Origin of the sequence: Mesorhizobium sp. M0954 (genome assembly GCF_040319155.1) — a bacterium.
Classification (GTDB): Bacteria; Pseudomonadota; Alphaproteobacteria; order Rhizobiales; family Rhizobiaceae; genus Mesorhizobium.
In genome coordinates this window covers 268,549-289,247 of sequence record NZ_JAMYNR010000006.1, presented here as the reverse complement: position 1 = coordinate 289,247, position 20,699 = coordinate 268,549, and the positions used below count along the sequence as shown (strand labels likewise).

The following is a 20,699-nucleotide window of genomic DNA, read 5'->3' as shown; positions in this document are numbered from 1 at the left end:
TCAGCAATTCCACCGATCCGACCCTCGCCGCTGAGGGAGGGCGGCTACCCTCTCTCAGCGTTCCTTTCTGACCCATTCGGCAGCGAAAGTCATAAGACAAGCAATTCCAGGAAAAGTGTGAAACGGTTTTCCGTTCGGAATTGTGTCAAAACAAGAGAGATCGGTTCAGCGTTTCCCCCGATGAACCGTTCTAGGCTCGGACAGCCCTTCTTCGAGGGAGAACAATCATGGCTCACGCCCAGCAGGAACTGGTCGAATTCGTTATCAGCAAAGCGTTCAATCCGGTCATGCGGGCCAAACCAGACGGAAAATCCGATGCCGAACGCAAGACGCTCGAGCACGTCCAGCAAGCCACGAAGACCGAGATCGAGCGCTATCGCCATTACGGCTCGGCCGAGGAGGTCGCGACCAATTTCAAGCGCGACCTGAGCTCAGATGCCGCCAAAAAGTTGCACGCCCAGCTGCGGCGCCTGCATCTGCCGACGATCGAGGATATTCGCGACGAATTTGAGGACAAAGCCCGCAAGCTCGGGGTCAAGGCCTCGTCGTAGATCCGCGACCGGTCCTCGGTGACGTCCGTCAGGCTGTCATCACAAACCGTCCTTGGTCGGAGGCCACCCTGACCGAACCGTCTCGGGGATGTTGTCCGACGTCAGATCGCCCCGATTGAGCTTTTCAATCGCTTCATCGGCTTCGCTTTCGTCGAGACCGGAAAGCGGCAACCCGCCGACCACGACGGCTTCGTCGCTCTCGCTGTCATAGACCTCCCAGAGGCCTTCCGGATCCTGTCGTTTGTCGAACGGCATGGCACTCCCCAACACCGCTATTGTACGCCTGCCACCCATTTCAGGGCCTGGGCTTTTTCGTCCTCCGGGAACACCCGCGCCTCGATTTGCGGAAACAGCGCGTCCGTCAATTCCGTGGCTGCCTTGATCCATTGCTTGTCGGAAATCACCGCGGCACGTTTGAAGCGGTGGAGCTCGCCAAGTTTGCTCAGCCCATACTGCAGGTCGCGCCGCAAGGCGCCAGCCGTCATGTCTTCGAAATCAGTAAGATCGGTCAGGACGCCGATGTCCTTATGGTCGCTCAGTTTCGCTTCGATTGCCGGGATGACTCTGTCGTAGTCGTCCGCCGTCACAGTGCCGGTGACACGAAAGGCGGCGACGTTCTGGGGAGCCGAAATCATCTCGATCATTTTTTCCTCCGGTTTCTGACTGGCTGGCTGCCTGAAACAAACTCGGGCCATTCGCGGATGTTCCCTGCCAAAGGCGTGTTTCACTTCGACCTAAAATGACGATCGGCCGGCTTCCCCGACCGGCCCTCGGATCGCCTGGGTGACGACGGTGTAACGCGTGATTTGGCCCTCCTCGGGGTCCACTCCGTCGAAGTGGATTTCTGCATTCAGCGGCAGCTGCGCGGTGTTGCCGAACTGCTTGACCGCGGAGACATGCACGATCTGCACGTCGGGGTCGCGCTTCATGGCGTCCATCGCCGCAAGCTCGGCGCTGCTGCTGCCGCCGATCCGCCAGCTGGCTTCCAGCACTCCCGATCGCCAGATGCCCGAGGAATCGACACCTTGGCCGATGTCGTAGTTGCGCCGTGAGGCAAAGAATCCGGGATAGCCATCCATCGCGGCGTCGTAGATCCTCGCCTGCGCCACAGCCAAACTTAGCGCCGGAGAAAGCTGCAGCCCGTCCAGCGCCTCCCATCCGCCGCGCACGACGACCAGATCGGATCCGCCGTAAACGGGCTGTCCGGCATTGTCGGCCGTCATTCGCTGCACGCCGTAATAGGCGACCGATGTTCCGTCGATCGCCGTTCTGCCAATGCTCAGCGTGACGATGTCGCGAAGCTCCGTTTCGAGAACAAGGCCGTATTCCCTCAGGTCGGAGGATGGATATCGTTCCAGCAGCCTTTCGATGTCGGCAACGGTCGCGGCGGTGTGCTGGTCGCGGCCTCGCGATGCGCGCGGTGGCTTGAACCGGACCAGCCCCACCTGCAGCAGACGTTCCGCTGCGCGCAGCGCGTCATCGCGTGAAAATGCGGTATAGCCGGGCAGTACGGCAGCGCCGACGGCTCTGCCGAAGCCGGCTGGCCATTCTTTTGGCCGTGCCGCCGACCCGTCCACCAGCTCGTGGGTTATGGCCTTGGTGGTTGCGAGGCGCCAGGGCACCACGCCGCCGAAGAGGTCGTCGGGCCCGTTGATGCCCAGTTGGACCGCATCGGCAGCAAGCAGGCTGTCGTCCGGCACGAAATACACTCGGCGACTGTCACCGCCGCCGTCACGCAGGCCCTCGCGGAAGGAAAATCCCTTCAACGCTGCAATCGTGCGCGCGACGGCAGCGACGGTTTCCCGTTCGTGGGCATAGATGGTCTCGCCGCCCGGCGCGGAGAATGCGACCACAACACCTTTCGCCCCGCTTGGTTGCTTACCGCTTAGCCCGGTCATGTCGCGCCCTTCGTCCATTGCCGAGCCTCTTGCCGCCATTCCGCGGCGATGCGTCCGAACCGAAAAACCCGCTTCCTCGGCGAATGTTCCGGCCAACGGCCGGCAATCCGGTTTGACCGGGTTTGACCGGGGCGGCGACCGGAACATCGGCGGCTCGTAGCTGTTTATGAGGGAATCTCAGACAGGGAGATGGAGACCGTGGCTTTCACTCTCAAAAGCTCTGCCTTTGCCGATGGCGAAAAAATACCGCCGCGCTATTCCCGCGACGGCGGCAACGTCTCGCCGCCATTGGAGTGGACGGACGCGCCGCAACGAACCAAAAGCTTCGTCCTGGCCGTCGAGGACCCCGACGCCCCTTCAGGCATGTTCCGTCATTGGGCGGTCTACGACATCGACGCACAGCGCAACTTTCTTCCCGAAGGCACGACCGCCGGCGCCAAGACCGAGAGCCTCGGACACGGCGTCAACGATTTCGGCAATCCTCATTATGACGGCCCCCAGCCGCCGCCTGGGCATGGGCTCCACCATTACCATTTCCGGCTTCTTGCACTCGACGCCGAGACGCTTCATCTCGGCGAGAAGGCTGCCGTCGAAGACGTGCTGAAACAGGCCGAGCCGCACGTCGTGGAGGGGCCGAGCTCGTCGGCACGTTCGAACGGGCTTGAGGACGCCACGCCACCCCGTCGCCTGGTTCGGCACAAACGGAGAAGCATGATGGACAACAAATCAAACCCTGTCGACCAACCCATATCCGGCAAGAAAGCCAGCGGCAGCGACAAGGCCGAGGCACCGAAGGAAGCAGGCGATCAGGCACGGAAAGCCCAGGAGTGGGGCGGCGGCTTAAAGGCCTCGAAAGGCGCGATATCGCCGCAGGATCGCAAAAATCAAAACTCCAGCCAGCGCAGCTGATACCGGTCCGTCATCCGGCAACGCGTCTGAAGCGGCGGGCAAGGCCGGGCTGGAGGCACTGCGCTGCGCCTCAAATCGCTAGCGGTTCATGTTCATGATCGCATTCATCGGCATCAAATTGTGGTCGAGATTGGCCATGATCCAGATCGAGCCGCCGATCACCAGAACTACGATCAGCACGCCGAAGGCAAGCGCCAGGGCGTTGTTGGTGTTGTCCGGTCCCGTCGTGATGTGCAGGAAGAAGACGAGATGCACGCCCATCTGGGCGATCGCCAGCACGACCAGCGCCACCGGAATGCCGGGTGCCCATATCAGGTTGGTTCCGGGCAACCAGAACGAGGCGATGGTCAGCAGCGTTGCCAGCCCGAGGCCGATCACATAGCCGCGTAGCCCGGATCCGACCTCGGTGTCGCCGAGGTATTCGTCACCCGGCGCCGTATCGATGTCGTAGCGCTCCAGGCCATCGGTGTCGCGCCGTTGCGCGTGGCGATCGTCCGCATTGCTCATCGACTTGCTCCCAGGAGATAGACCACCGTGAACAGGGCGACCCAGATGATGTCGAGGGCGTGCCAGAACAGGCTGAAGCACATGAAACGCCGAAGAATATCGTCGCGGAATCCCTTGGCGAAGATCTGCGCCATCATCGTGAGCAGCCACAGCAGCCCCGCCGTCACGTGAAGGCCATGGCATCCCACCAGCGTGAAGAACGCCGACAGGAAAGCGCTGCGCGTCGGTCCGGCACCGCTGGCAACCATATGCGCGAACTCGCGCAACTCGAGCAGGATGAAGCTGGCGCCGAGCACGAAGGTGACAGTCATCGCGACATAGAACCAGGAGCTTCGCCGCGCTGTCACGGCAAGGCTGGCGAGACCGCAGGTAAAGCTCGACAACAGCAAAGCGGCCGTCTCGATCGCGACGTTGCGCAGGTCGAACAGCTCGGCCCCGCTCGGCCCGCCCGCCGTCTTGCCCGCCAGCACGGCATAGGCCGCGAAGAAGGCCGAGAACATCACGATGTCGCTCAGAAGGAAGATCCAGAAGCCGTAGCCCACGACGATCCGGATCGGTGCCGGGCCGCCGTCGCCGTGGCCGGGTGCATGGCCGTGCCCGCCATGGAGGCGGTAGGGGTCACGCTCTCGAACGTCGATCGCGGTCATGGCCTTGGCCCCGTGTAAGTGGCCAGCGCCTCGCGGCGCGCACTTCGGTTGGCGCGGTCGATCCGGGCGACTTCGGCGGCAGGAATGACGTATTCGGGGATGTCGCGCCACGCGAATACGACGAAGGTGGCCAAAGCACCGAGCGCGCCGAGCGCCACCATCCACCAGATGTGCCAGATGAGAGCAAAGCCCATCACGGTCGCAAAGAAGGCGCAGATGAACCCGGTGGGACTGTTGCGGGGCATCTCGATCGGCTCGTAGTCAGGCTCGTCGCGCAGCCGGTTTTGCTCGCGTGCCCGCTGCTTGATGCTCCAGTAGGGCTCTTCGCCCTCGACATGCGGAAGCGCGGCGAAGTTGAAGACCGGCGGCGGCGAGGGCGTGGCCCATTCCAGCGAGCGGCCGTCCCAGGGATCTCCGGTGGCGTCGCGAAGCGCCGCGCGCTGCCGGATGCTGACGACGAGCTGTACGATCTGCGCGACCACGCCGGCGGTGGTGATCAACATGCCGACGCCGGCAACCAGCACCCACGGATGCCATGCCGGCACGTCGAAATGCTGCATGCGGCGGGTCATGCCGAGCAGGCCGACAGCGTAGAGCGGTACGAAGGTGGCGTAGAACCCAATCAGCGTCAGCCAGAAGGCCAGCTTGCCCCAGCCCTCGTGCAGCCGGAAGCCGAATGCCTTGGGAAACCAGTAGGTATATCCCGCGAAGGCGCCGAACAGCACGCCGCCGATGATGACGTTGTGGAAATGCGCCACCAGGAACAGGCTGTTGTGGAGCAGGAAATCGGCCGGTGGCACCGCCAGCAACACACCCGTCATGCCGCCGATAACGAATGTCACCATAAAGCCCAGCGACCACAGCATTGGCGTTGCGAAGCGGATGCGGCCGCCATACATGGTGAACATCCAGTTATAGATCTTCACGCCGGTACCGACAGCGATGATGCTGGTGGCGATGCCGAACGCGGCGTTGACGTCGGCGCCGGCGCCCATCGTGAAGAAGTGGTGCAGCCACACCATGAAGGAGACGATGCAGATGAAGAGCGTCGCGGCCACCATCGAGCGGTAGCCGAACAGCGGCTTGCTGGAGAAGGTGGAGATGACCTCCGAGAAGATGCCGAACGCCGGCAGGACGAGGATGTAGACCTCGGGATGGCCCCAGGCCCAGATCAGGTTCACGAACATCAGCATGTTGCCGCCAGCTTCATTGGTGAAGAAATGAAAGCCGAAATAGCGGTCGAGCGTCAGCATCGCGAGCGTGGCGGTGAGGATCGGGAAGGCGGCGACGATGAGCAGGCTGGCGGCGAGTGAGGTCCAGCAGAACATCGACATCCTGAGGTAACTCATGCCGGGCGACCGCATCTTCAGGATCGTGGTGACGAAATTGATCCCGGTGAGCAGCGTTCCGACGCCCGCTATCTGCACGGCCCACAGATAATAGTCGACGCCAACGCCCGGCGAATAGGCGGTCTCGCTGAGCGGCGGATAGGGCAGCCATCCGGTACGCGCGAATTCACCGATCACCAGCGAGATGTTGACCAGCAGCGCACCGGTGGCGGTGAGCCAGAAACTCACCGAGTTGAGCGTCGGAAAGGCAACGTCTCGGACGCCGAGCTGCAGCGGCACGACCAGGTTCATCAGGCCGATGACGAACGGCATCGCCCCGAAAAAGATCATGATGGTGCCGTGGACGGAAAAGACCTGGTTGAAGTGGTCGGGCGGCAGATAGCCGGGCGCCTGGAAGGCGAGGGCCTGCTGCGACCGCATCATGACGGCGTCGCTGAAGCCGCGCAGCAGCATCAGCAGCGCCAGCAGCGTGTACATGACGCCAATCCGCTTGTGATCGACGCTGGTGATCCATTCGCGCCAGAGATAGGGGAAATGGCCGGCCAGGAAGACCCAGGCCAGCACGCCGAGGATTGCCAGGGCGACGACCGCCGAGGCGATCATCGGCAGAGGCTGATCGAACGGAATGACGTCCCAGCTCAATTTTCCGAGCATTGTCAGCCTCCTGCCTTGGGCGATACGCTCGGCCCGGGGCGACCGGCCTGGGGGCCGGGCGCGGGTGGAACGCCCTGCGTCGCGATTTCGTGGAAAAGGTCCGGCTCGACCGAGCGATAGGTCGAAGGCGGCACGTCGATGCTCTGTCTGGCCAGTTCCTGGTAGCTGGCCTTGTCGAGTGCCTGTCCCTGGCTTCGCGCCGAATTGACGAACGCCTCGAAGGCATCGGCCGCGACGGCATGCAGCACGAATTGCATGCCTGGAAAACCGTCACCGCTGAAATGGGCCGACCGCCCATAGAATTCGCCCGGCTGATCCGCCTGCAGGTGAAGCTGCGTCGTCATGCCGTTCATCGTGTAGATCATGCCGCCGAGCTGAGGCACGAAGAACGCATTCATGACGCTTGCCGAGGTAAGCGAGAAATGCACCGGCCTGCCCGCCGGCACCACAAGCTGGTTGATGCTCGCGACATTCTGCTCGGGGTAGATGAACAGCCATTTCCAGTCGAGCGAGACGACCTGCACCTCAAACGGCCTTTGCTGGGAATCCAACGGCTTCATTGGGTCCAGGTCATGCGATCCGATCCAGATGATGCCGCTCAGAAACAGGATGACGAGGATGGGGATCGACCAGACTACCAGTTCGATGCGTCCGGAATAGGCCCATTCCGGCAGGTACCGCGCTCTTGTGTTGGTTTCCCGGAACCACCAGGCAAAGCCGAGCGTCGCCACGATCGTCGGGATGACGATGGCCAGCATGATAGCGACCGAATTGAGCAGGATCGTCCGCTGCGCCGCCCCCACCGGCCCTTGCGGATCGAGCACGCCGCCCTGGCAGCCGGCAAGCAGCGCGGCAACAAGCATCGTCGCGCCGACGCGGCCAACACGGATGGCGGCACAATTTCGAACGATCGCCCTCAGCAACATGACATCTCGCCGTTTCCTGAAAACCGATGGAACGTTGCAGGCAGCGTGGCTGCCAACCCCCGAATGTTCGCGCCGGTGTGCTCCTGGCGACAGTTTCTTCACGCACGGGGCTCCGGCTGGCAGAACCACACGCGGCGGACGTCATCGTTAAGCGGTCAACCTGTCGAGAACCCTCCAAATCCTAAAAACCAGCGGCAAATCCCAAGCAACCAGAGCCAAATCCTAAGAAATCAGAAACAGTGCCCAGATCGAAGTTATCGCCAGAAACGTGGCGAATGCCAAGGCGGTAAACCGGTTCATGGCCCCGCCCAAGGTTGGTCCATTTAGTCCGCTCCCTGCGACGTGGCTGCTGATTCCACTGCTGCTGCTCCAGATGGCTGCGCCAACCGAACGAATGTTCGTCGCGAAAGTTCCAAAAAGCCAGATCCGTCGCAGCCTTTGGTTGCAGGCCGGCGGCAACGCGATGCGCACCAGGGATGGTTGGGCGGCTTTCTCGCCAAGCGGAAGCGAGGACTGGCTTTGCGTATGTAAAAACTACTTGTCTAGGTGAAAATAGTTGCTACTAATCGGCTGGGCCGGCGCATGGCCGCCTCTGGGAGGAATTTCGGCATGACAAGACTGCGCGGCCTTGCGTGGGATCACCGACGCTGCTGGGGTCCGCTCGACGCCAGCATCGGGCCGTATTGTGCCGCCAATCCCGGTCTTGAGATCGAATGGGACCGCCGCAGCCTCTATGAGTTCGGCGAGGGCGCGCTTGGTCCGGTGCTCGGCGCCTATGACCTTGTCGTGTTCGACCATCCGTTCATCGGCGATATTGCCGAAGGCGGGCTGATGGTGCCGTTCGATTTGTCGGCCGAGCAGCGCCACGGCTTCGAACGGGATTCGGTCGGCGCATCCTGGCAATCCTACGCAAGGGACGGGCTTCAATGGGCGTTGCCGATCGATGCTGCCTGTCAGGTTGCCTCGTATCGCCCCGATCTCCTGGAGCGCTACGGACCGCTGCCGCGCAGCCATGACGAGGTGCTGGAGCTCGGCCGGCGCGCCTTGAAGGACGGCAAATGGCTTGGGCTGCCGTTGGTGCCGACTGACGCCATGTGCCTGCTTTTGACGCTGGGTGAGCCCCGGGAAGACGGCGACGAGTTCATCGCCGGGAAAAAAATCGAGCGGGCCGTCGGGCAATTGCGCCAGCTTGCGGCGCTGTCGCATCCGAACTCGCCGAAATGGAACCCGATCCGTTGCTACGATCACATGATCGCGCATGACGACGTGGTCTACGTGCCGTTCGCCTTCGGCTATGTGAATTATGCCTCCAGGGCCGACAGGCCGTATCTGCGCTTCGCCGACGTGCCGACGCCGCGATCCGCCGGCGCCTTGCTCGGCGGCGCCGGCATCGGCGTCAGCGCCCAATCGCAACACAAGCAAGCCGCCATCGACTACGCGCTGTTTCTGTGCTCGCCCGGCTATCAGCGCGGCGACTATGTGAAATCCGGCGGACAGCCGGGGTCGCTGGCGGCGTGGCAGGATACCGAGGTCAACGCGCTCTCGGGCGGCTTCTTCGCCTCGACGCTGGCGACGATCGAAGCCTCTTATCTGCGCCCGACCCATCCGGGCTTCATCAGCTTCTTCCGCCAATGCGCCCCTCATGCCGCGGCGGCGATCGCCGGCGAATTGCAGGCGGCCGAGCTCGCGGATCGGCTGAACCGGCTCTATCGCGAGACCAGGCATAGCCAGCCGCAACGGAGCGTCGCGTAATGGCCGCCGATATTGCCCAGATCGTCGACGAAGGCGAAAGCGGCCGCAACGGCTATCGGGTGCCGGCGGTGGAGAAGGCGCTCGACATACTGGAATTCATGGCTGCCAGCGGCGAGCCGCTGACCCAGACCGAGATCGCCACCGGAATGGGGCGCTCCATTCACGAGATCTACCGCATCCTGCTGCTGCTGGAGAAGCGCGGCTACATTTTCCGGACGCAATCGGACCGCTTCCGCCTGTCGCTGAAGCTGTTCGAACTGGCGCATATGCATCCTCCGGTGAACCGCCTGGTCGAATGCGCGCTGCCGGTGATGCGCGGCCTCGCCGCCAATGCCGACCAGAGCTGCCATCTGGTCGTGCGCGAAGGCGAGAGCGCACTGGTCGTGCTGCAGATCGATTCGCCTTTGCCGATGCGTTATTCGGTTGCCCTTGGCTCGCATTTCCCGATCCTCGAAACGAGCTCCGGCGCGGTGCTGCTGGCGCATTCGAGCCGCGCCGAGCGCGACCGCATCGTCGAACGGATCGTCGCTGCAGGCGAAGGCCAAGGCAGCCGGGCGGAAATCGAAGCGCGGCTGAACGAAGTCGCAAGGCTCGGCTATGAAATGCGCGCCTCGCTGGCTGTCGAGGGCTGCACCAACATTTCGATGCCGGTGCGCGACCATACCGGCGCCGTCATTGCCGCGCTCACCGTCCCCTTCCTGCCGCAAAAGGCCGCCCGCTTCGATCGCAGCACCGTGTTCGAGCGGACGAAGGCGGCGGCCGAGGCGATATCGTCGGCGCTGGGCGCGGGCGAAGCTGCCGCCTCTTCACGTGCCGACCCGGAACGGCGGGACTATCCGTTCAGCAACTGACAAGAAATACAGGGAGAAGAAACATGAACTGGTCCAAATCGATGCTATTTGCCTCGGCGGCGGTGCTTGCTCTGAGCGCCGCCGCGGCACACGCCGAAAACATGCCGAAGCGCATCGGCTACGTCACCAACTACGCCACGCATGAGTGGTATCAGAACGTCATCAAGGGCATGCAGTCCCGCGCCAAGGAACTCGGTATCGAGCTCGAGGTGCAGGACGCCAATCTGGACGTTGCCAAGGAGGTCTCCGCCGCCGAAGATTTCATGGCCAAGGGCGTCGACGTCCTGATCATCACGCCCGTCAACGAGGAAGGCGTCGTGCCGCTGCTGCGCCAGGCGAAATCCAACAACGTTCCGGTCGTGCTCGAAGGCAATCCGGTCAAGGGCATGACCACAATGGTCGCGATCTGCGACTACGACACCGGCTACACCGCCGGCGTCGAAGCCGGCAAATACGCCAAGGAAAAGCTCGAAGCCAAAGCCAAGGTGATGAATGTCGGCCTGCCGCTGCTGTCCGCCACCGTGCTGCGGTCGCAGGGTTTCATGGATGGCCTCAAGACCATCATCCCCGACGCGGTCATGGTCCACGACCTCGACGGCGGCGGCAATCCCGATCGCGCGCTCGAAGTCTCTTCGGCGGCTCTTGCCAAGAACGCCGACATCAACATCATCTACGGCATCAACGATTCCTCTTCGCTCGGCGGCCTTCAGGCCTGGAAAGCGGCCGGCAAGTCGCAGGACGGCCTCTTGACTGTCGGCACCGGCGGCGAAGGCCTCGCCTTCATCAATGCGATGCAGAACGAGCCGTCCTACCGCATCGAGGCCGCGATGTTCCCGGAAAAGGAAGGCTACACCGCCATCGATGCAGCGGTTAAGCTCTTCAATGGCGAAGAGGTGCCGGAACACATCGTCAGCCCGACCGCGCCGATGAACGGCGACGACTGGAAGAAGTTCTACGACTACGATGGCACCACACGCAAAATCAAATGGGATGCCGTCAATGCGCTTCAGCCACCGGAAAAATGCATGAAAACTTCCGCCGATCTGAAGAAGTAAGGATTCCGGGTAGCCCTTCCCGCACGGCGGGAAGGGCGGCGGATCGGATATGCCGAACGGCAAAACAGGGCAACCGTCCTGTTTTGGCCGGCAGTTTCCAGACGGCGACGGCACCGATACGGGCCCGGAAATAAAATGGACATGAGCGAGCTTACGCAATCCTCTGCGCCAAGGCGTTTCATCGGCGGCCAGCTGCTGGGCAGCAGCCAGCTGGTGCTCGGCGTGATCCTGGCCGTGCTCTGCATCGCCATTTCGATTGCCGCGCCGCAATTCTATTCCGAGGCCAACATCATCGCCATCCTGCGCCAATGCGCGCTGGTGCTGATCGTTGCCTCCGGCATGACGATGCTGATCATCACTGCGGAAGTCGACCTGTCGGTCGGTGCATCGCTGGCTTTTGTCGGCTGCATCGGCATGGCCGTGCTCAATTCAACGCACAGTCTGACGCTCGGGTTGCTGGCGGCGCTCGCCTTTTCAGGCGCGGTCGGCCTTTTCAACGGCCTCGTCGTCACCAGCCTCAAGGTGAACTCGCTGATCGCCACCATCGGCACCATGATGATGCTGCAGGGCGGCGTTTACCTGTTCACCCGCGAGGCGGTGCAGAACCACCACCGGCTTGCCGGCTTCACCGATCTCGGCGCTGGCTATATCGGCGCGATCCCGCTGCCCGTGGTCGTTGCCGCGGTGATTTTCGCGCTGGCCGCGGCAACGCTGCGCTTCACCACGCTCGGCCGTTATCTCTACGCTGTCGGCGCCAACGAGCGCGCGGTTCGTCTCTCCGGCGTGCGCTCGCAACGGCTGAAACTGTTCGCCTTCGTCGTCACCGGCCTGTGCGTCGGCGTCGCCGGCATGATCCTGTCGTCGCTGATGAATGCCGGCCAGCCGACCGCCGGCCGCGGCTTCGAGCTGACGGTGATTGCCGCCGTCATCCTCGGCGGCACCAGCCTGCTTGGCGGCCGCGGCTCGCTGCTTGGCACATTGCTTGGAGTGCTGGTGCTGAAGGTCATCGACAACGGCATCATCATCCTCGGCTGGAACCAGGACCTGCAGATGGTGGTGCCCGGCATCGTCATCATCCTGGCGACCTATCTCGACATCGTGCGGAACAGAGCCAATGTCGGTTGATTTCCTTCACCCCGGCGAAACCGTGGCTGTCGACAAAAGCGTGCCGGCGCTGGAGATGCGCGGCATCGGCAAGCGTTTTCCCGGCGTGATGGCGCTGGACAATGTCGATCTGACCTTGGAACCCGGCAAAATCCATGCCCTGATGGGCGAGAACGGCGCCGGCAAGTCGACGCTGATCAAGATCATGGCCGGGGTCTACGGCAAGGATGCCGGCACCATCCGCCTGCGCGGCCGCGAGGCCGACATCAAGTCGCCGCGCGATAGCCTGAAAGAGGGCATCAAGGTGGTGTTCCAGGAGATCGCGCTGATCGCCGAATTCAGCGTCGCCGAAAACATCTTCCTCGAAGGCTATCCGACCGGCAAAGGCGGCTCGATCGACTGGAAGAAGATCCGTGCCGATGCGGCCGCTCTGTTCAAGCGTATCGGCTTCAACGTCGACCCGGCGGCGCGCACGGGATCGCTGCCGGTCAGCCAGCAGCAGATGGTCGAGATCGCCCGCGCACTCGCCCATGAGGCCCGCGTCGTGGTGATGGACGAGCCGACCTCCTCGCTGACGCCTAACGAGGTCTCGCTGCTGTTCACCGTCATCCGCCGGCTGGCCGCGCTGGGCATCGCGGTGCTCTATGTCAGCCACAAGCTCGACGAGGTCTTCGAGATCGCCGACACCGTGACCGTGCTGCGCGACGGCCGCCACGTCTCGACCAGGCCGATCGGCCAACATACCAACGACACGCTGATCCAGGACATGATCGGCCGGCGCATCGAAAACCTGTTCCCGCGCAAGCGCGGCGCGCCGGGCAGCAAGGTCGCGCTTTCCGTTGAAGGGCTCAGCACCGCCAAGAAGCTGAAGGATGTGTCGTTCGAGGCGCATGCCGGCGAGGTCCTCGGCTTCTTCGGCTTGATGGGAGCGGGCCGAACCGAGCTCGCCAAGGCCATCGTCGGCTACGACCCGATCACGTCCGGCGCCATTTCGGTCGATGGCAGCCGGCTGCTGCCGCACGAAACGCACACCGGCGTCCGGCTCGGCATCGGCCTGCTCACCGAGGACCGCAAGAGCGAGGGGCTGATGGGCGAGTTGCCGGTCTACCAGAATGCCAGCCTCGCCTCACTCGGCGCCTTCGCCAGAATGGGCTTCGTCGACAAGGTCAGCGAACGCAAGGCGGTGCAGGACTATGTCGACCGTTTCCGCATCCGGACGCCCAGCCTGTTCCAGCAGGTCAAGAACCTGTCCGGCGGCAATCAGCAGAAAGTGCTGATCTCGCGCTCGCTGATGCGAGGCCTGAAGGTGATCGTCGTCGACGAGCCGACCCGCGGCATCGACGTCGGCGCCAAGTCGGAGATTTTTGCGCTCATCGACCGGCTCGCCGGCGAAGGCCTGGCGGTCGTCATGATGACGTCCGAAATGCCCGAGCTGCTGGGGCTTGCCGACCGCATCGTGGTGATGTGCGAAGGCCGCCTCACCGCGATCATGCCTCGCGACGAGGCCACGCAGGAGAACATCCTCAATGCGGCAATCGGCTAAGACGATGACGCTTCGCAAAGGGACCAAGCGATGAGCCTGGCAAGCACCGACACCGTGAAAGCTGGGCCGTCCATGCTGGCGCGGCTCGTCGCGCGGCAGGAATTGGCATTGCTCCTCTGCCTCATCCTGGTGATCGCGTTCTTTTCCTTCACCGCCGAGAATTTCTTCTCCGTGCGCAACATCACCAATGTGCTCGGTCAGGCTTCGCTGGCGCTGACAGCCGGCATCGGCTGCGCCATCGTCTTCATATCAGGCGAGGTCGACATCTCGATCGGCTCGCTGCTGGCGACGATCGCACTGCCGCTGATCATCATCATGAACGACACGAATTCTCTGCTGCTCGGCATCAGCGGCGCGCTGCTGTTCGGGCTGACCATCGGCGTCGTGAATGGCTATCTGACGGCCTATGCCGGCATCAACTCGCTGATCGTGACCCTGGGCACGATGTTCATCATGCGCGGCGGCGTTTATCTCTATACCGGCCAGCGTGCTATTCCAGACGACGCCGCGCTCGACAGCTTCATCGCGCTGTCGGACGGCCGCCTGTTCAACGTCGTTCCCTATTCGGCTGTCATCGCCATCGTCCTGCTCGCCGTCTTCGCCTACGTGACGCAGCACCGGCCGTTCGGGCGGCAGATCTATGCCGTCGGCGGCAATCCGGAAGTGGCACGGCTGGCGGGTTACGACGTGCGCCGCGTCAAGTTCACCTGCTTCATCATCAGCGCGCTGCTGGCGACGGTAGCCGGCATCATCCTGGCAGCCCGCGTCGGTTCGGCGCAGCATACGGCCGGGCTGAATTTCGAGTTCCAGGTCGTTGCCGCCACCGTGCTCGGCGGGGTGAGCCTTGCCGGCGGCATAGGCAGCCTGACCGGCATGGCGCTCGGCGTGCTGATCCTGCAGTTCCTGTCCAACGGGCTGCGCGGTCTCGGCCTGCCGACCGAGTGGCAACTGGTTATCACCGGCATGATCATCATTGCCGCCGTCGCCTTCGACGAAGCAAAGCGCCGGCGCGCCATTGGAGGCTGATATGGATCGTCTCAAAGGGAAAACCGCAATCGTCACCGGCGCCGCCGACGGCATCGGCCACGCGATCAGCGAGGCAATGGCGAGGGAAGGCGCGCACGTCTTCCTCGGCGACATCGCCGACGAGAAGGGTGAAAAATTCGCAGCCGAGCTGCGCGCCGCCGGCCACCGCGCCGACTACATCCATTGCGACGTGGCGGAGGAGGCCGACATCGCCGCCCTGATCGACGCAGCCGTCGGCAAGACCGGCCATCTCGATATTCTCGTCAACAATGCCGCCATCGCCATCGGCGGCATGCCGGTTCACGAAATGAGCGACGAGCAGTGGCACCGGCTAATCGCGGTCAACCTGACCAGCGTGTTCCGCGGTTGCAAATATGCGCTGCCGCATATGATCGCGCAGAAATCGGGCTCGATCATCAACATGGCCTCGGCGCAAGGTCATATCGGGCTCGACGGCTGGACCGCCTATGCCGGCGCCAAGGGTGCGGTGATGGCGATGACGCGCCAGATGGCGGTCGAGTTCGGCCCGCTCAACATCCGCGTCAACTCGATCTCGCCCGGCACCATCAACACGCCGATGAACGACAAATTGGTCAAGGAGATCGGCGGCAATCTCGCCAAGGCCTGGGTCAAGATGCATCCGCTCGGCCGCATCGGAAAACCGTCCGAAGTGGCCGAAGCCGCCGTCTATCTGGCCTCCGACGCCGCCGGCTTCACCACCGGTACCGACCTGCGCGTCGACGGCGGCCTCACCGCAGCACCCCGCTACGTACCCGACCTGCTTTGACAACCAACGAGACATGAAATGAACAAAGCCCTCGAAGGCGTCCGCATTCTCGATTTCAGCCATCTGCTGCAAGGGCCGTTCGCCACGCAGCTGCTCGGCGACATGGGCGCCGACGTCATCAAGATCGAGCGCGCCGGCGCCGGCGACATGTTCCGCGGCATGACCTTCTTCGCCAAATGGGTCGGCGGCTCCGAAAGCCCGAATTTCCTCGCCTGGAACCGCAACAAGCGCTCCATCGCGCTCAACCTGAAAAGTCGCAAGGTGCATGCCATCATCATGGACATGGCCAAGAAGGCGGATGTGGTGGTGCAGAATTTCCGCCCCGGCGTGCTCGCCAGGCTCGGCTATGGCTACGAGGATTTCAGGGCGGTCAATCCCGCCATCATCTATTGCTCGGGCTCCGGCTATGGCGAGGAAGGCCCCTATGTCGAGCGCCCCGGCCAGGACATGCTGATCCAGGGATTGTCCGGGCTGATCTCCAACACCGGCCGCGGCGATCAGGCTCCTGTTCCGGCCGGTGCCGGCCTGGCCGACCAGATCGGCGCCATGAACATGGTCTACGGCATCCTGTCGGCGCTCTACTATCGCGAGAAGACCGGCAAGGGCCAGAAGATCGAGGTCAATCTGCTCGCCGGCATGCTGGCGCATCTCAATCAGGAATATGTCGCCGTGCTCAATCTCGGCGAGGATTTCGTGCGCCCGAATTCCGGCATCGGCCACCCCGGCATGCAGGCGCCGTTCGGTGTCTATGAAGCGAAGGACGGCGGCTATGTGTCGATCGCCATGAGCCCGTTCAAGACGCTGTATGAAGTGCTGGAGGCGCCGCAGCTTGCCGTCTACGACGATCTGAAGACCCTGTTCGACAGGCGCGACGAGGTGTTCGACAAGGTCAACGCCGAAACCAGGAAGTTTGCCACGCAGGACCTGCTGGCGCGGCTGCTGGCAGCCGACATCTGGTGTGCCGAGGTGAAGGACATAAGGCGCGCAGCCGAGGACCCGCAGGTCAAGCACCTGGGCATGATCACCAGCTACGATCATCCGCGCGGCGGCAAGGTCAGGGTGGTCGCGCCGGCGGTCAAGATGAGCGAGACGCCGGCAACCATCGAGCGGCCGGCGCCGCTGGTCGGCCAGCATGGCCGCGAGATACTGGCCGAGTTCGGCCTCCACAGCGACGAGATCGCCGCGCTGGAGGCGTCCGGCGACATGACCGTGGACGCTGCCTGACGATGAGCGTTTACCAGACACTCACCTTGGAAATATCCGGGCGCGTCGCAGTCGTCACCTTCCGGCGCGCTGATCAGCTCAACGCCATGAACCGGCTGATGCAAAGCGAGATCACCGAGGTTTTCGAGGCGCTGTCGCAGGATGACAGCGTCGGCGCGATCGTGGTGACCGGCGAGGGGCGCGGCTTCATGGCCGGCGCCGACATCAAGGAATACGCTGCCCAGACAGCTATCGAGTTCGACGCCTTCCAGGCCGCCGGCACGCGCATGTATGCGGCGGTCGAGAACAACCGCAAGCCGGTCATCGCCGCGGTCAACGGCTTTGCGCTCGGCGGCGGCATGGAGCTGGTGCTGTGCTGCGACATCGTCATCGCCAACCAGTTCGCGAAGCTCGGCCTGCCCGAGATCAAGCTCGGGCTGGTCCCCGGCGGCGGCGGCACCCAGCGCAGCGTCCAGAAGCTCGGCCGCAACCGCGCCAATTTTCTGCTGATGACCGGCGCCATCGTGCCGGCTTCCGAGTTCGTCGGCGCCGGTCTGGTCAACGAGATCGTCGATGCCGAAAGGCTGATGCCGCGGGTGCTAGAACTCGCCGAGATGATCGCCGCCGAACCGGCCGCAGCGATCGAAGGGCTGAAAGCGCTGACCGCGCATGCCGTGTCGGGCGATCTGGCCGACGGCCTTGCCATGGAGCGCGATGTCCTGGGTGGCCTGTACCGCAGCGAGACCGGCCAGCGGCGCGTCAAGGAATTTGCTGAAAAGAGCGCGACGCGGCCGAAGGCTGCGAAATGACGTCCCTGGTCAAGCAAAACCGGCCGCGCTTCACCGATGTCGAGGGCCTGGCCGCGATGGTCGGCGGCGGCGACGTCTTCGGTGTCGGTGGCCATCATTTTGCCCGGCTGCCGATCGCCTTGTTGCGGGCCATCGCCCGCTTGGGCGTCAAGGATCTTCGCTATGTCTGCTGGGCCGGCGGCCTGCCGCTCGAACTGCTTCTCGAAGCGAATGCCGTGGCGGAGGTTGATATCTGCTTTTCCAGCCTCGATATTTTTGGCTTGCCGCCGCGCTTCCGCGCGGCTGCCGAGACCAATGCCGTGCCGGTCCGCGACTGGACGGCGCTGGCCATGATCCAGGCGCTGCGGGCGGGGCAGCAGAACCTGCCGTCGATGCCGTTTCAGCTTCCGGAGGGTTCGGACATGCTGGCGCGCGTGCCGGGTGCGATCGCCGTGCCCGATCCGATCGTGGGAGCCACGACCGGGATCATCCCGGCCTTGCGGCTCGATACGTTCGTCGTCCATGCCCAGCGTGCCGACGAGAGCGGCAATGTCCAGATCATCGGACCACGGGCGCTGGATTTCGCCCTGGCCGGCGCGGCGCGCGAGGTGCTGGTGACGGTCGAGGAGATCGTCCCGGTCGGAGGGCTGCGGCATGATGGTCGGCAGAGCATTTTGACCCGCAACCAGGTGTCGGCGATCGCGCTGGCACCAGGCGGCGCCTATCCCGCCTCCTGCCTGCCATTCTATGTGACGGACTATCAAGCGTTAGCGGAGGCGTTCGCGGCCAAGGAAATACCTTTGTCGGACAGCCTGAGCATGCCTTCGGAAGGCGTGCCGGAGCGGGTTCAAGACGCTGCAAAAGTCGGCGCTGAAACAGTCCTCGCAATGCCCAGGCTCGTGCACGGCAACAAGGAGGCGTCCATCGACGAGATCATCGCCGCCCGCATCGCCGCTGAACTCGACAATGAGAGCTTTGCCAGTGCCGGCGCGGTGTCGCCGCTCGCCAATGTCGCCTACCGGCTGGCCAAAGCGACGCACGCGCCGGACATGATCATCGCCACCATGAGTTGCGGCCATCTCGACATAGCACCGAGCCGGATGATCCTGTCGCTGATCGAAAGCCTCGATTGCGAAACGGCGGTGGCGCATGCCGGCGGCGACGACACCTATTCGACCTACTATCAGGCCGGCGCGGTGACGCATGAGATCGTCGGTGCCGCGCAGGTCGACCGCCGTGGGCGCGTCAACACCATTGCGCTGCGCAAGTGTGACGGCAGCCTTATCCGGCTGCCCGGGCAAGGCGGCATGGCCGACGTCGCCAACATGCATCGCGATTATCTGCTCTACGTCCCCCGCCATTCCGTGCAGTCGCTGGTCGAGACGGTCGAGATTGCCAGCTCGGCGCGCGGCCTGTTGACTGAGGCCGAACGCGAGCCGATGGGCTATCGGACCGGCGCGGCATTGGTGTTCACCGACCTTTGCGTGTTTCGGCTCGACGGGGAGAGCCGGCAATTGGCCGTCATCGAGACCATGCCGTGCGTGACGCGCCAGCAGCTCCAGGATGCCACCGGCTTTGCCCTGACATTCGATGCCGATTGCCACGAAGTTGCGCTACCCTCAAACGAGACGCTCGACATCCTGCGAAACCGCATCGACCCGCTCGGCCTGCGGCGCCTCGAATTCGTCAGCGCCAGGGAGCGCAGCGCCCTGATCGCCGAGATCCTGGCCACCGACCGGCGGATGGTCGAGCGCTGCATCGCCGCACAGCGGTCGCATACTGCACCGGATTGAAGGGGGTGCGCATGGCAAAGCCGTTGCTCGAAATGTCGGCCGCGAGGGTCTTCTTCGATGGCATCTTCACCAGCCCGCGCATCGCCCATCCGGAAGGCGTGGCCATCCATCGCGACGGCTCGATCTGGTGCGGCACCGAAACCGGCGACCTGCTGCGCTTGGCCGCCGATGGCGGCTCGGTCGAACGCATGGGCGGTACGGAGGGCTTTCTGCTCGGCATCGCCTTCGATAGCGCGGGAAACTGTTTTGCATGCGATTTGAGACATTCGGCGATCTTTCGCTGGGATGCCGCGACGGCTGGTATGCAGCGCTTCGCCTCGGCCGGCATCCGCGTGCCGAACTATCCGATCGTCGACGAGACACGCGGCTGGCTCTACGTGTCGGACAGCCTCGGCGAAGACAACCGCTCCGGCATTTTTCGCTACGATTTGAAGACCGGCGAAGGCGGCCTGTGGTGCAGCGAGACCATGGCCTTCGCCAACGGCATGGCGATGGCGCCGGGTGGCGATGGGCTTTACGTCGTGGAAAGCCATGCGGCCTGCCTCAGCTATGTGCCAATCCGTGCCGACGGCACGGCAGGACCTCGCCAACTCGTCGTGGACGGCGTGAGCAACGTTCCCGATGGCGTCGCCTTGGCGCCGGACGGGTCGCTGTTCATCTCATGCTACGAGCCCAGCCGTATCTATCGCTGGCGAAAGGATAGCGGGCTCGAGGTGCTGATCGAGGATCCGGCGGCAACGACGCTCGCCCACCCAACCAACATTGCCTTCAAGGGCGACAAGCTCTACACCGCAAATCTCGGCCGCTGGCACATCACCGAAATCGACTTGACGGCGATTTCCTAGATCGGGCCGAACCGGGCGGCGCTGCCCTATCCCAGCCGCCCGTGACTCGATCGGATGCGCAACACCTGCACCCGCGACGGCAGCTCGATCAGGAACTCTTCGTCCCGCTCGAGATGGTGGATTTTTGTCGGATCGCCGCCGGTGAGCGCCGCCATCGCCTCGACGTTTTCCCAATAGGAGATCGTCACGAATTCCGAATGGGTCGTCGTGTCCTCGCGAAAGGTCTGAACGCCCAGGGCCTTCTCGATCAGCGGCTTGATGCCGGCCTCGTAATTGTAACTCTCATAGGCATCCGCCTTTTCAGGCACGGTTCTGCCGCGCCAGATACGAGCGATGGTCGGGGATTTCTCTGTAGCTTTCTCTGTCATGGCCAATGAATTCCTGCTGGTCTGATTGGTCCGCGGCGTTCGGCAAGGCCAGCCAAGGAACGCATCTCCCCGGCTGGCAGCCTGGTATCCAGTTGCCGGCGACTTTTATCCTCCCCGGCCGACGAGCTCGCGCTGCCCCAGAC

At 63.5% G+C, this 20,699-nt stretch carries 21 protein-coding genes; 13 read left to right on the top strand and 8 right to left on the bottom strand.

Features of this window, described 5'->3' with window-relative positions:
* Positions 1-227 precede the first annotated feature (227 nt).
* Positions 228-551, top strand: a complete 324-nt coding sequence (locus tag NKH93_RS11210; protein WP_352539878.1) for a hypothetical protein — start codon at positions 228-230, stop codon at positions 549-551.
* A gap of 39 nt (positions 552-590) precedes the next feature.
* On the opposite strand, the gene NKH93_RS11205 is transcribed toward NKH93_RS11210, so the two are convergent.
* From NKH93_RS11205 to NKH93_RS11195, 3 genes are all read right to left on the bottom strand, one after another.
* Positions 591-806 carry a hypothetical protein gene (locus tag NKH93_RS11205; protein WP_352473044.1) on the bottom strand — a complete coding sequence of 72 codons (216 nt, stop codon included), beginning with the start codon at positions 804-806 and terminating at the stop codon, positions 591-593.
* Between the two features lie 17 nt (positions 807-823).
* Entirely contained in the window at positions 824-1,195 is a 372-nt protein-coding gene (locus NKH93_RS11200) for a SpoIIAA family protein (protein WP_352970331.1), read from the bottom strand.
* Between the two features lie 90 nt (positions 1,196-1,285).
* Positions 1,286-2,467 carry a DUF3182 family protein gene (locus NKH93_RS11195; protein WP_352970329.1) on the bottom strand — a complete coding sequence of 394 codons (1,182 nt, stop codon included), beginning with the start codon at positions 2,465-2,467 and terminating at the stop codon, positions 1,286-1,288.
* Positions 2,468-2,647: 180 nt separating this feature from the next.
* Between NKH93_RS11195 and NKH93_RS11190 the strand changes: the two genes are divergently transcribed.
* Positions 2,648-3,358: a YbhB/YbcL family Raf kinase inhibitor-like protein gene (locus tag NKH93_RS11190; protein ID WP_352970326.1), complete on the top strand. Its 711-nt coding sequence runs from the start codon at positions 2,648-2,650 to the stop codon at positions 3,356-3,358.
* A gap of 78 nt (positions 3,359-3,436) precedes the next feature.
* Here the strand turns inward: NKH93_RS11190 and cyoD are convergent, their stop codons facing one another.
* From cyoD to cyoA, 4 genes are read right to left on the bottom strand one after another with little or no spacing between them, the layout of a single operon-like run.
* Positions 3,437-3,865: a cytochrome o ubiquinol oxidase subunit IV gene (gene cyoD, locus NKH93_RS11185; RefSeq protein WP_352473039.1), complete on the bottom strand. Its 429-nt coding sequence runs from the start codon at positions 3,863-3,865 to the stop codon at positions 3,437-3,439.
* Positions 3,862-4,512, bottom strand: coding sequence for a cytochrome o ubiquinol oxidase subunit III (gene cyoC, locus NKH93_RS11180; RefSeq protein ID WP_352615133.1), 651 nt, complete (start codon positions 4,510-4,512; stop codon positions 3,862-3,864). Before cyoC ends, cyoD begins: the two co-directional genes overlap by 4 nt.
* Positions 4,509-6,515 carry a cytochrome o ubiquinol oxidase subunit I gene (gene cyoB / locus NKH93_RS11175; protein ID WP_352970324.1) on the bottom strand — a complete coding sequence of 669 codons (2,007 nt, stop codon included), beginning with the start codon at positions 6,513-6,515 and terminating at the stop codon, positions 4,509-4,511. Before cyoB ends, cyoC begins: the two co-directional genes overlap by 4 nt.
* 2 nt (positions 6,516-6,517) lie before the next feature.
* The gene (gene cyoA / locus NKH93_RS11170; RefSeq protein WP_352539884.1) at positions 6,518-7,441 is read right to left on the bottom strand and encodes a ubiquinol oxidase subunit II; all 924 of its coding nucleotides are present in this window, start codon (positions 7,439-7,441) and stop codon (positions 6,518-6,520) included.
* A 609-nt stretch (positions 7,442-8,050) separates the two neighbouring features.
* Here cyoA and NKH93_RS11165 point away from each other — a divergent pair.
* The 11 genes from NKH93_RS11165 (at position 8,051) to NKH93_RS11115 (ending at position 20,188) form a co-directional block, all read left to right on the top strand.
* Entirely contained in the window at positions 8,051-9,193 is a 1,143-nt protein-coding gene (locus tag NKH93_RS11165) for an extracellular solute-binding protein (protein WP_352473036.1), read from the top strand.
* Positions 9,193-10,044: an IclR family transcriptional regulator gene (locus tag NKH93_RS11160; protein ID WP_352615125.1), complete on the top strand. Its 852-nt coding sequence runs from the start codon at positions 9,193-9,195 to the stop codon at positions 10,042-10,044. Before NKH93_RS11165 ends, NKH93_RS11160 begins: the two co-directional genes overlap by 1 nt.
* A gap of 23 nt (positions 10,045-10,067) precedes the next feature.
* Positions 10,068-11,099 (top strand): sugar ABC transporter substrate-binding protein, encoded by a 1,032-nt coding sequence (locus tag NKH93_RS11155; protein WP_352473034.1) that lies wholly within the window; start codon positions 10,068-10,070, stop codon positions 11,097-11,099.
* A gap of 141 nt (positions 11,100-11,240) precedes the next feature.
* Positions 11,241-12,224: an ABC transporter permease gene (locus NKH93_RS11150; RefSeq protein WP_352682380.1), complete on the top strand. Its 984-nt coding sequence runs from the start codon at positions 11,241-11,243 to the stop codon at positions 12,222-12,224.
* Positions 12,214-13,746: a sugar ABC transporter ATP-binding protein gene (locus NKH93_RS11145; protein ID WP_352970320.1), complete on the top strand. Its 1,533-nt coding sequence runs from the start codon at positions 12,214-12,216 to the stop codon at positions 13,744-13,746. Before NKH93_RS11150 ends, NKH93_RS11145 begins: the two co-directional genes overlap by 11 nt.
* A 30-nt stretch (positions 13,747-13,776) precedes the next feature.
* Positions 13,777-14,772: an ABC transporter permease gene (locus NKH93_RS11140; protein ID WP_352970318.1), complete on the top strand. Its 996-nt coding sequence runs from the start codon at positions 13,777-13,779 to the stop codon at positions 14,770-14,772.
* 1 nt (position 14,773) lies between these two features.
* Positions 14,774-15,559: an SDR family NAD(P)-dependent oxidoreductase gene (locus NKH93_RS11135; protein WP_023677038.1), complete on the top strand. Its 786-nt coding sequence runs from the start codon at positions 14,774-14,776 to the stop codon at positions 15,557-15,559.
* 18 nt (positions 15,560-15,577) lie between these two features.
* On the top strand, positions 15,578-16,783 hold the full coding sequence (locus NKH93_RS11130; protein WP_352970316.1) for a CaiB/BaiF CoA transferase family protein: 1,206 nt from the start codon (positions 15,578-15,580) through the stop codon (positions 16,781-16,783).
* Positions 16,784-16,785: 2 nt separating this feature from the next.
* Positions 16,786-17,571, top strand: coding sequence for an enoyl-CoA hydratase/isomerase family protein (locus NKH93_RS11125; protein WP_352970314.1), 786 nt, complete (start codon positions 16,786-16,788; stop codon positions 17,569-17,571).
* Positions 17,568-19,343 carry a CoA-transferase gene (locus NKH93_RS11120; RefSeq protein ID WP_352970312.1) on the top strand — a complete coding sequence of 592 codons (1,776 nt, stop codon included), beginning with the start codon at positions 17,568-17,570 and terminating at the stop codon, positions 19,341-19,343. Before NKH93_RS11125 ends, NKH93_RS11120 begins: the two co-directional genes overlap by 4 nt.
* Positions 19,344-19,354: 11 nt before the next feature.
* Positions 19,355-20,188, top strand: a complete 834-nt coding sequence (locus NKH93_RS11115) for an SMP-30/gluconolactonase/LRE family protein (protein WP_352501148.1) — start codon at positions 19,355-19,357, stop codon at positions 20,186-20,188.
* A 26-nt stretch (positions 20,189-20,214) separates the two neighbouring features.
* Here the strand turns inward: NKH93_RS11115 and NKH93_RS11110 are convergent, their stop codons facing one another.
* The gene (locus NKH93_RS11110) at positions 20,215-20,556 is read right to left on the bottom strand and encodes an antibiotic biosynthesis monooxygenase family protein (RefSeq protein WP_352539894.1); all 342 of its coding nucleotides are present in this window, start codon (positions 20,554-20,556) and stop codon (positions 20,215-20,217) included.
* Positions 20,557-20,699 lie beyond the last annotated feature (143 nt).

What these genes read in the sequence shown, in the direction of transcription:
- NKH93_RS11210 (WP_352539878.1), top strand. Translation starts at nt 228, where the DNA reads ATGGCTCACGCCCAGCAGGAACTGGTCGAATTCGTTATCAGCAAAGCG.
- NKH93_RS11205 (WP_352473044.1), bottom strand. Translation starts at nt 806, where the DNA reads ATGCCGTTCGACAAACGACAGGATCCGGAAGGCCTCTGGGAGGTCTAT.
- NKH93_RS11200 (WP_352970331.1), bottom strand. Translation starts at nt 1,195, where the DNA reads ATGATCGAGATGATTTCGGCTCCCCAGAACGTCGCCGCCTTTCGTGTC.
- NKH93_RS11195 (WP_352970329.1), bottom strand. Translation starts at nt 2,467, where the DNA reads ATGGACGAAGGGCGCGACATGACCGGGCTAAGCGGTAAGCAACCAAGC.
- cyoD (WP_352473039.1), bottom strand. Translation starts at nt 3,865, where the DNA reads ATGAGCAATGCGGACGATCGCCACGCGCAACGGCGCGACACCGATGGC.
- cyoC (WP_352615133.1), bottom strand. Translation starts at nt 4,512, where the DNA reads ATGACCGCGATCGACGTTCGAGAGCGTGACCCCTACCGCCTCCATGGC.
- cyoB (WP_352970324.1), bottom strand. Translation starts at nt 6,515, where the DNA reads ATGCTCGGAAAATTGAGCTGGGACGTCATTCCGTTCGATCAGCCTCTG.
- cyoA (WP_352539884.1), bottom strand. Translation starts at nt 7,441, where the DNA reads ATGTTGCTGAGGGCGATCGTTCGAAATTGTGCCGCCATCCGTGTTGGC.
- NKH93_RS11165 (WP_352473036.1), top strand. Translation starts at nt 8,051, where the DNA reads ATGACAAGACTGCGCGGCCTTGCGTGGGATCACCGACGCTGCTGGGGT.
- NKH93_RS11160 (WP_352615125.1), top strand. Translation starts at nt 9,193, where the DNA reads ATGGCCGCCGATATTGCCCAGATCGTCGACGAAGGCGAAAGCGGCCGC.
- NKH93_RS11155 (WP_352473034.1), top strand. Translation starts at nt 10,068, where the DNA reads ATGAACTGGTCCAAATCGATGCTATTTGCCTCGGCGGCGGTGCTTGCT.
- NKH93_RS11150 (WP_352682380.1), top strand. Translation starts at nt 11,241, where the DNA reads ATGAGCGAGCTTACGCAATCCTCTGCGCCAAGGCGTTTCATCGGCGGC.
- NKH93_RS11145 (WP_352970320.1), top strand. Translation starts at nt 12,214, where the DNA reads ATGTCGGTTGATTTCCTTCACCCCGGCGAAACCGTGGCTGTCGACAAA.
- NKH93_RS11140 (WP_352970318.1), top strand. Translation starts at nt 13,777, where the DNA reads ATGAGCCTGGCAAGCACCGACACCGTGAAAGCTGGGCCGTCCATGCTG.
- NKH93_RS11135 (WP_023677038.1), top strand. Translation starts at nt 14,774, where the DNA reads ATGGATCGTCTCAAAGGGAAAACCGCAATCGTCACCGGCGCCGCCGAC.
- NKH93_RS11130 (WP_352970316.1), top strand. Translation starts at nt 15,578, where the DNA reads ATGAACAAAGCCCTCGAAGGCGTCCGCATTCTCGATTTCAGCCATCTG.
- NKH93_RS11125 (WP_352970314.1), top strand. Translation starts at nt 16,786, where the DNA reads ATGAGCGTTTACCAGACACTCACCTTGGAAATATCCGGGCGCGTCGCA.
- NKH93_RS11120 (WP_352970312.1), top strand. Translation starts at nt 17,568, where the DNA reads ATGACGTCCCTGGTCAAGCAAAACCGGCCGCGCTTCACCGATGTCGAG.
- NKH93_RS11115 (WP_352501148.1), top strand. Translation starts at nt 19,355, where the DNA reads ATGGCAAAGCCGTTGCTCGAAATGTCGGCCGCGAGGGTCTTCTTCGAT.
- NKH93_RS11110 (WP_352539894.1), bottom strand. Translation starts at nt 20,556, where the DNA reads ATGACAGAGAAAGCTACAGAGAAATCCCCGACCATCGCTCGTATCTGG.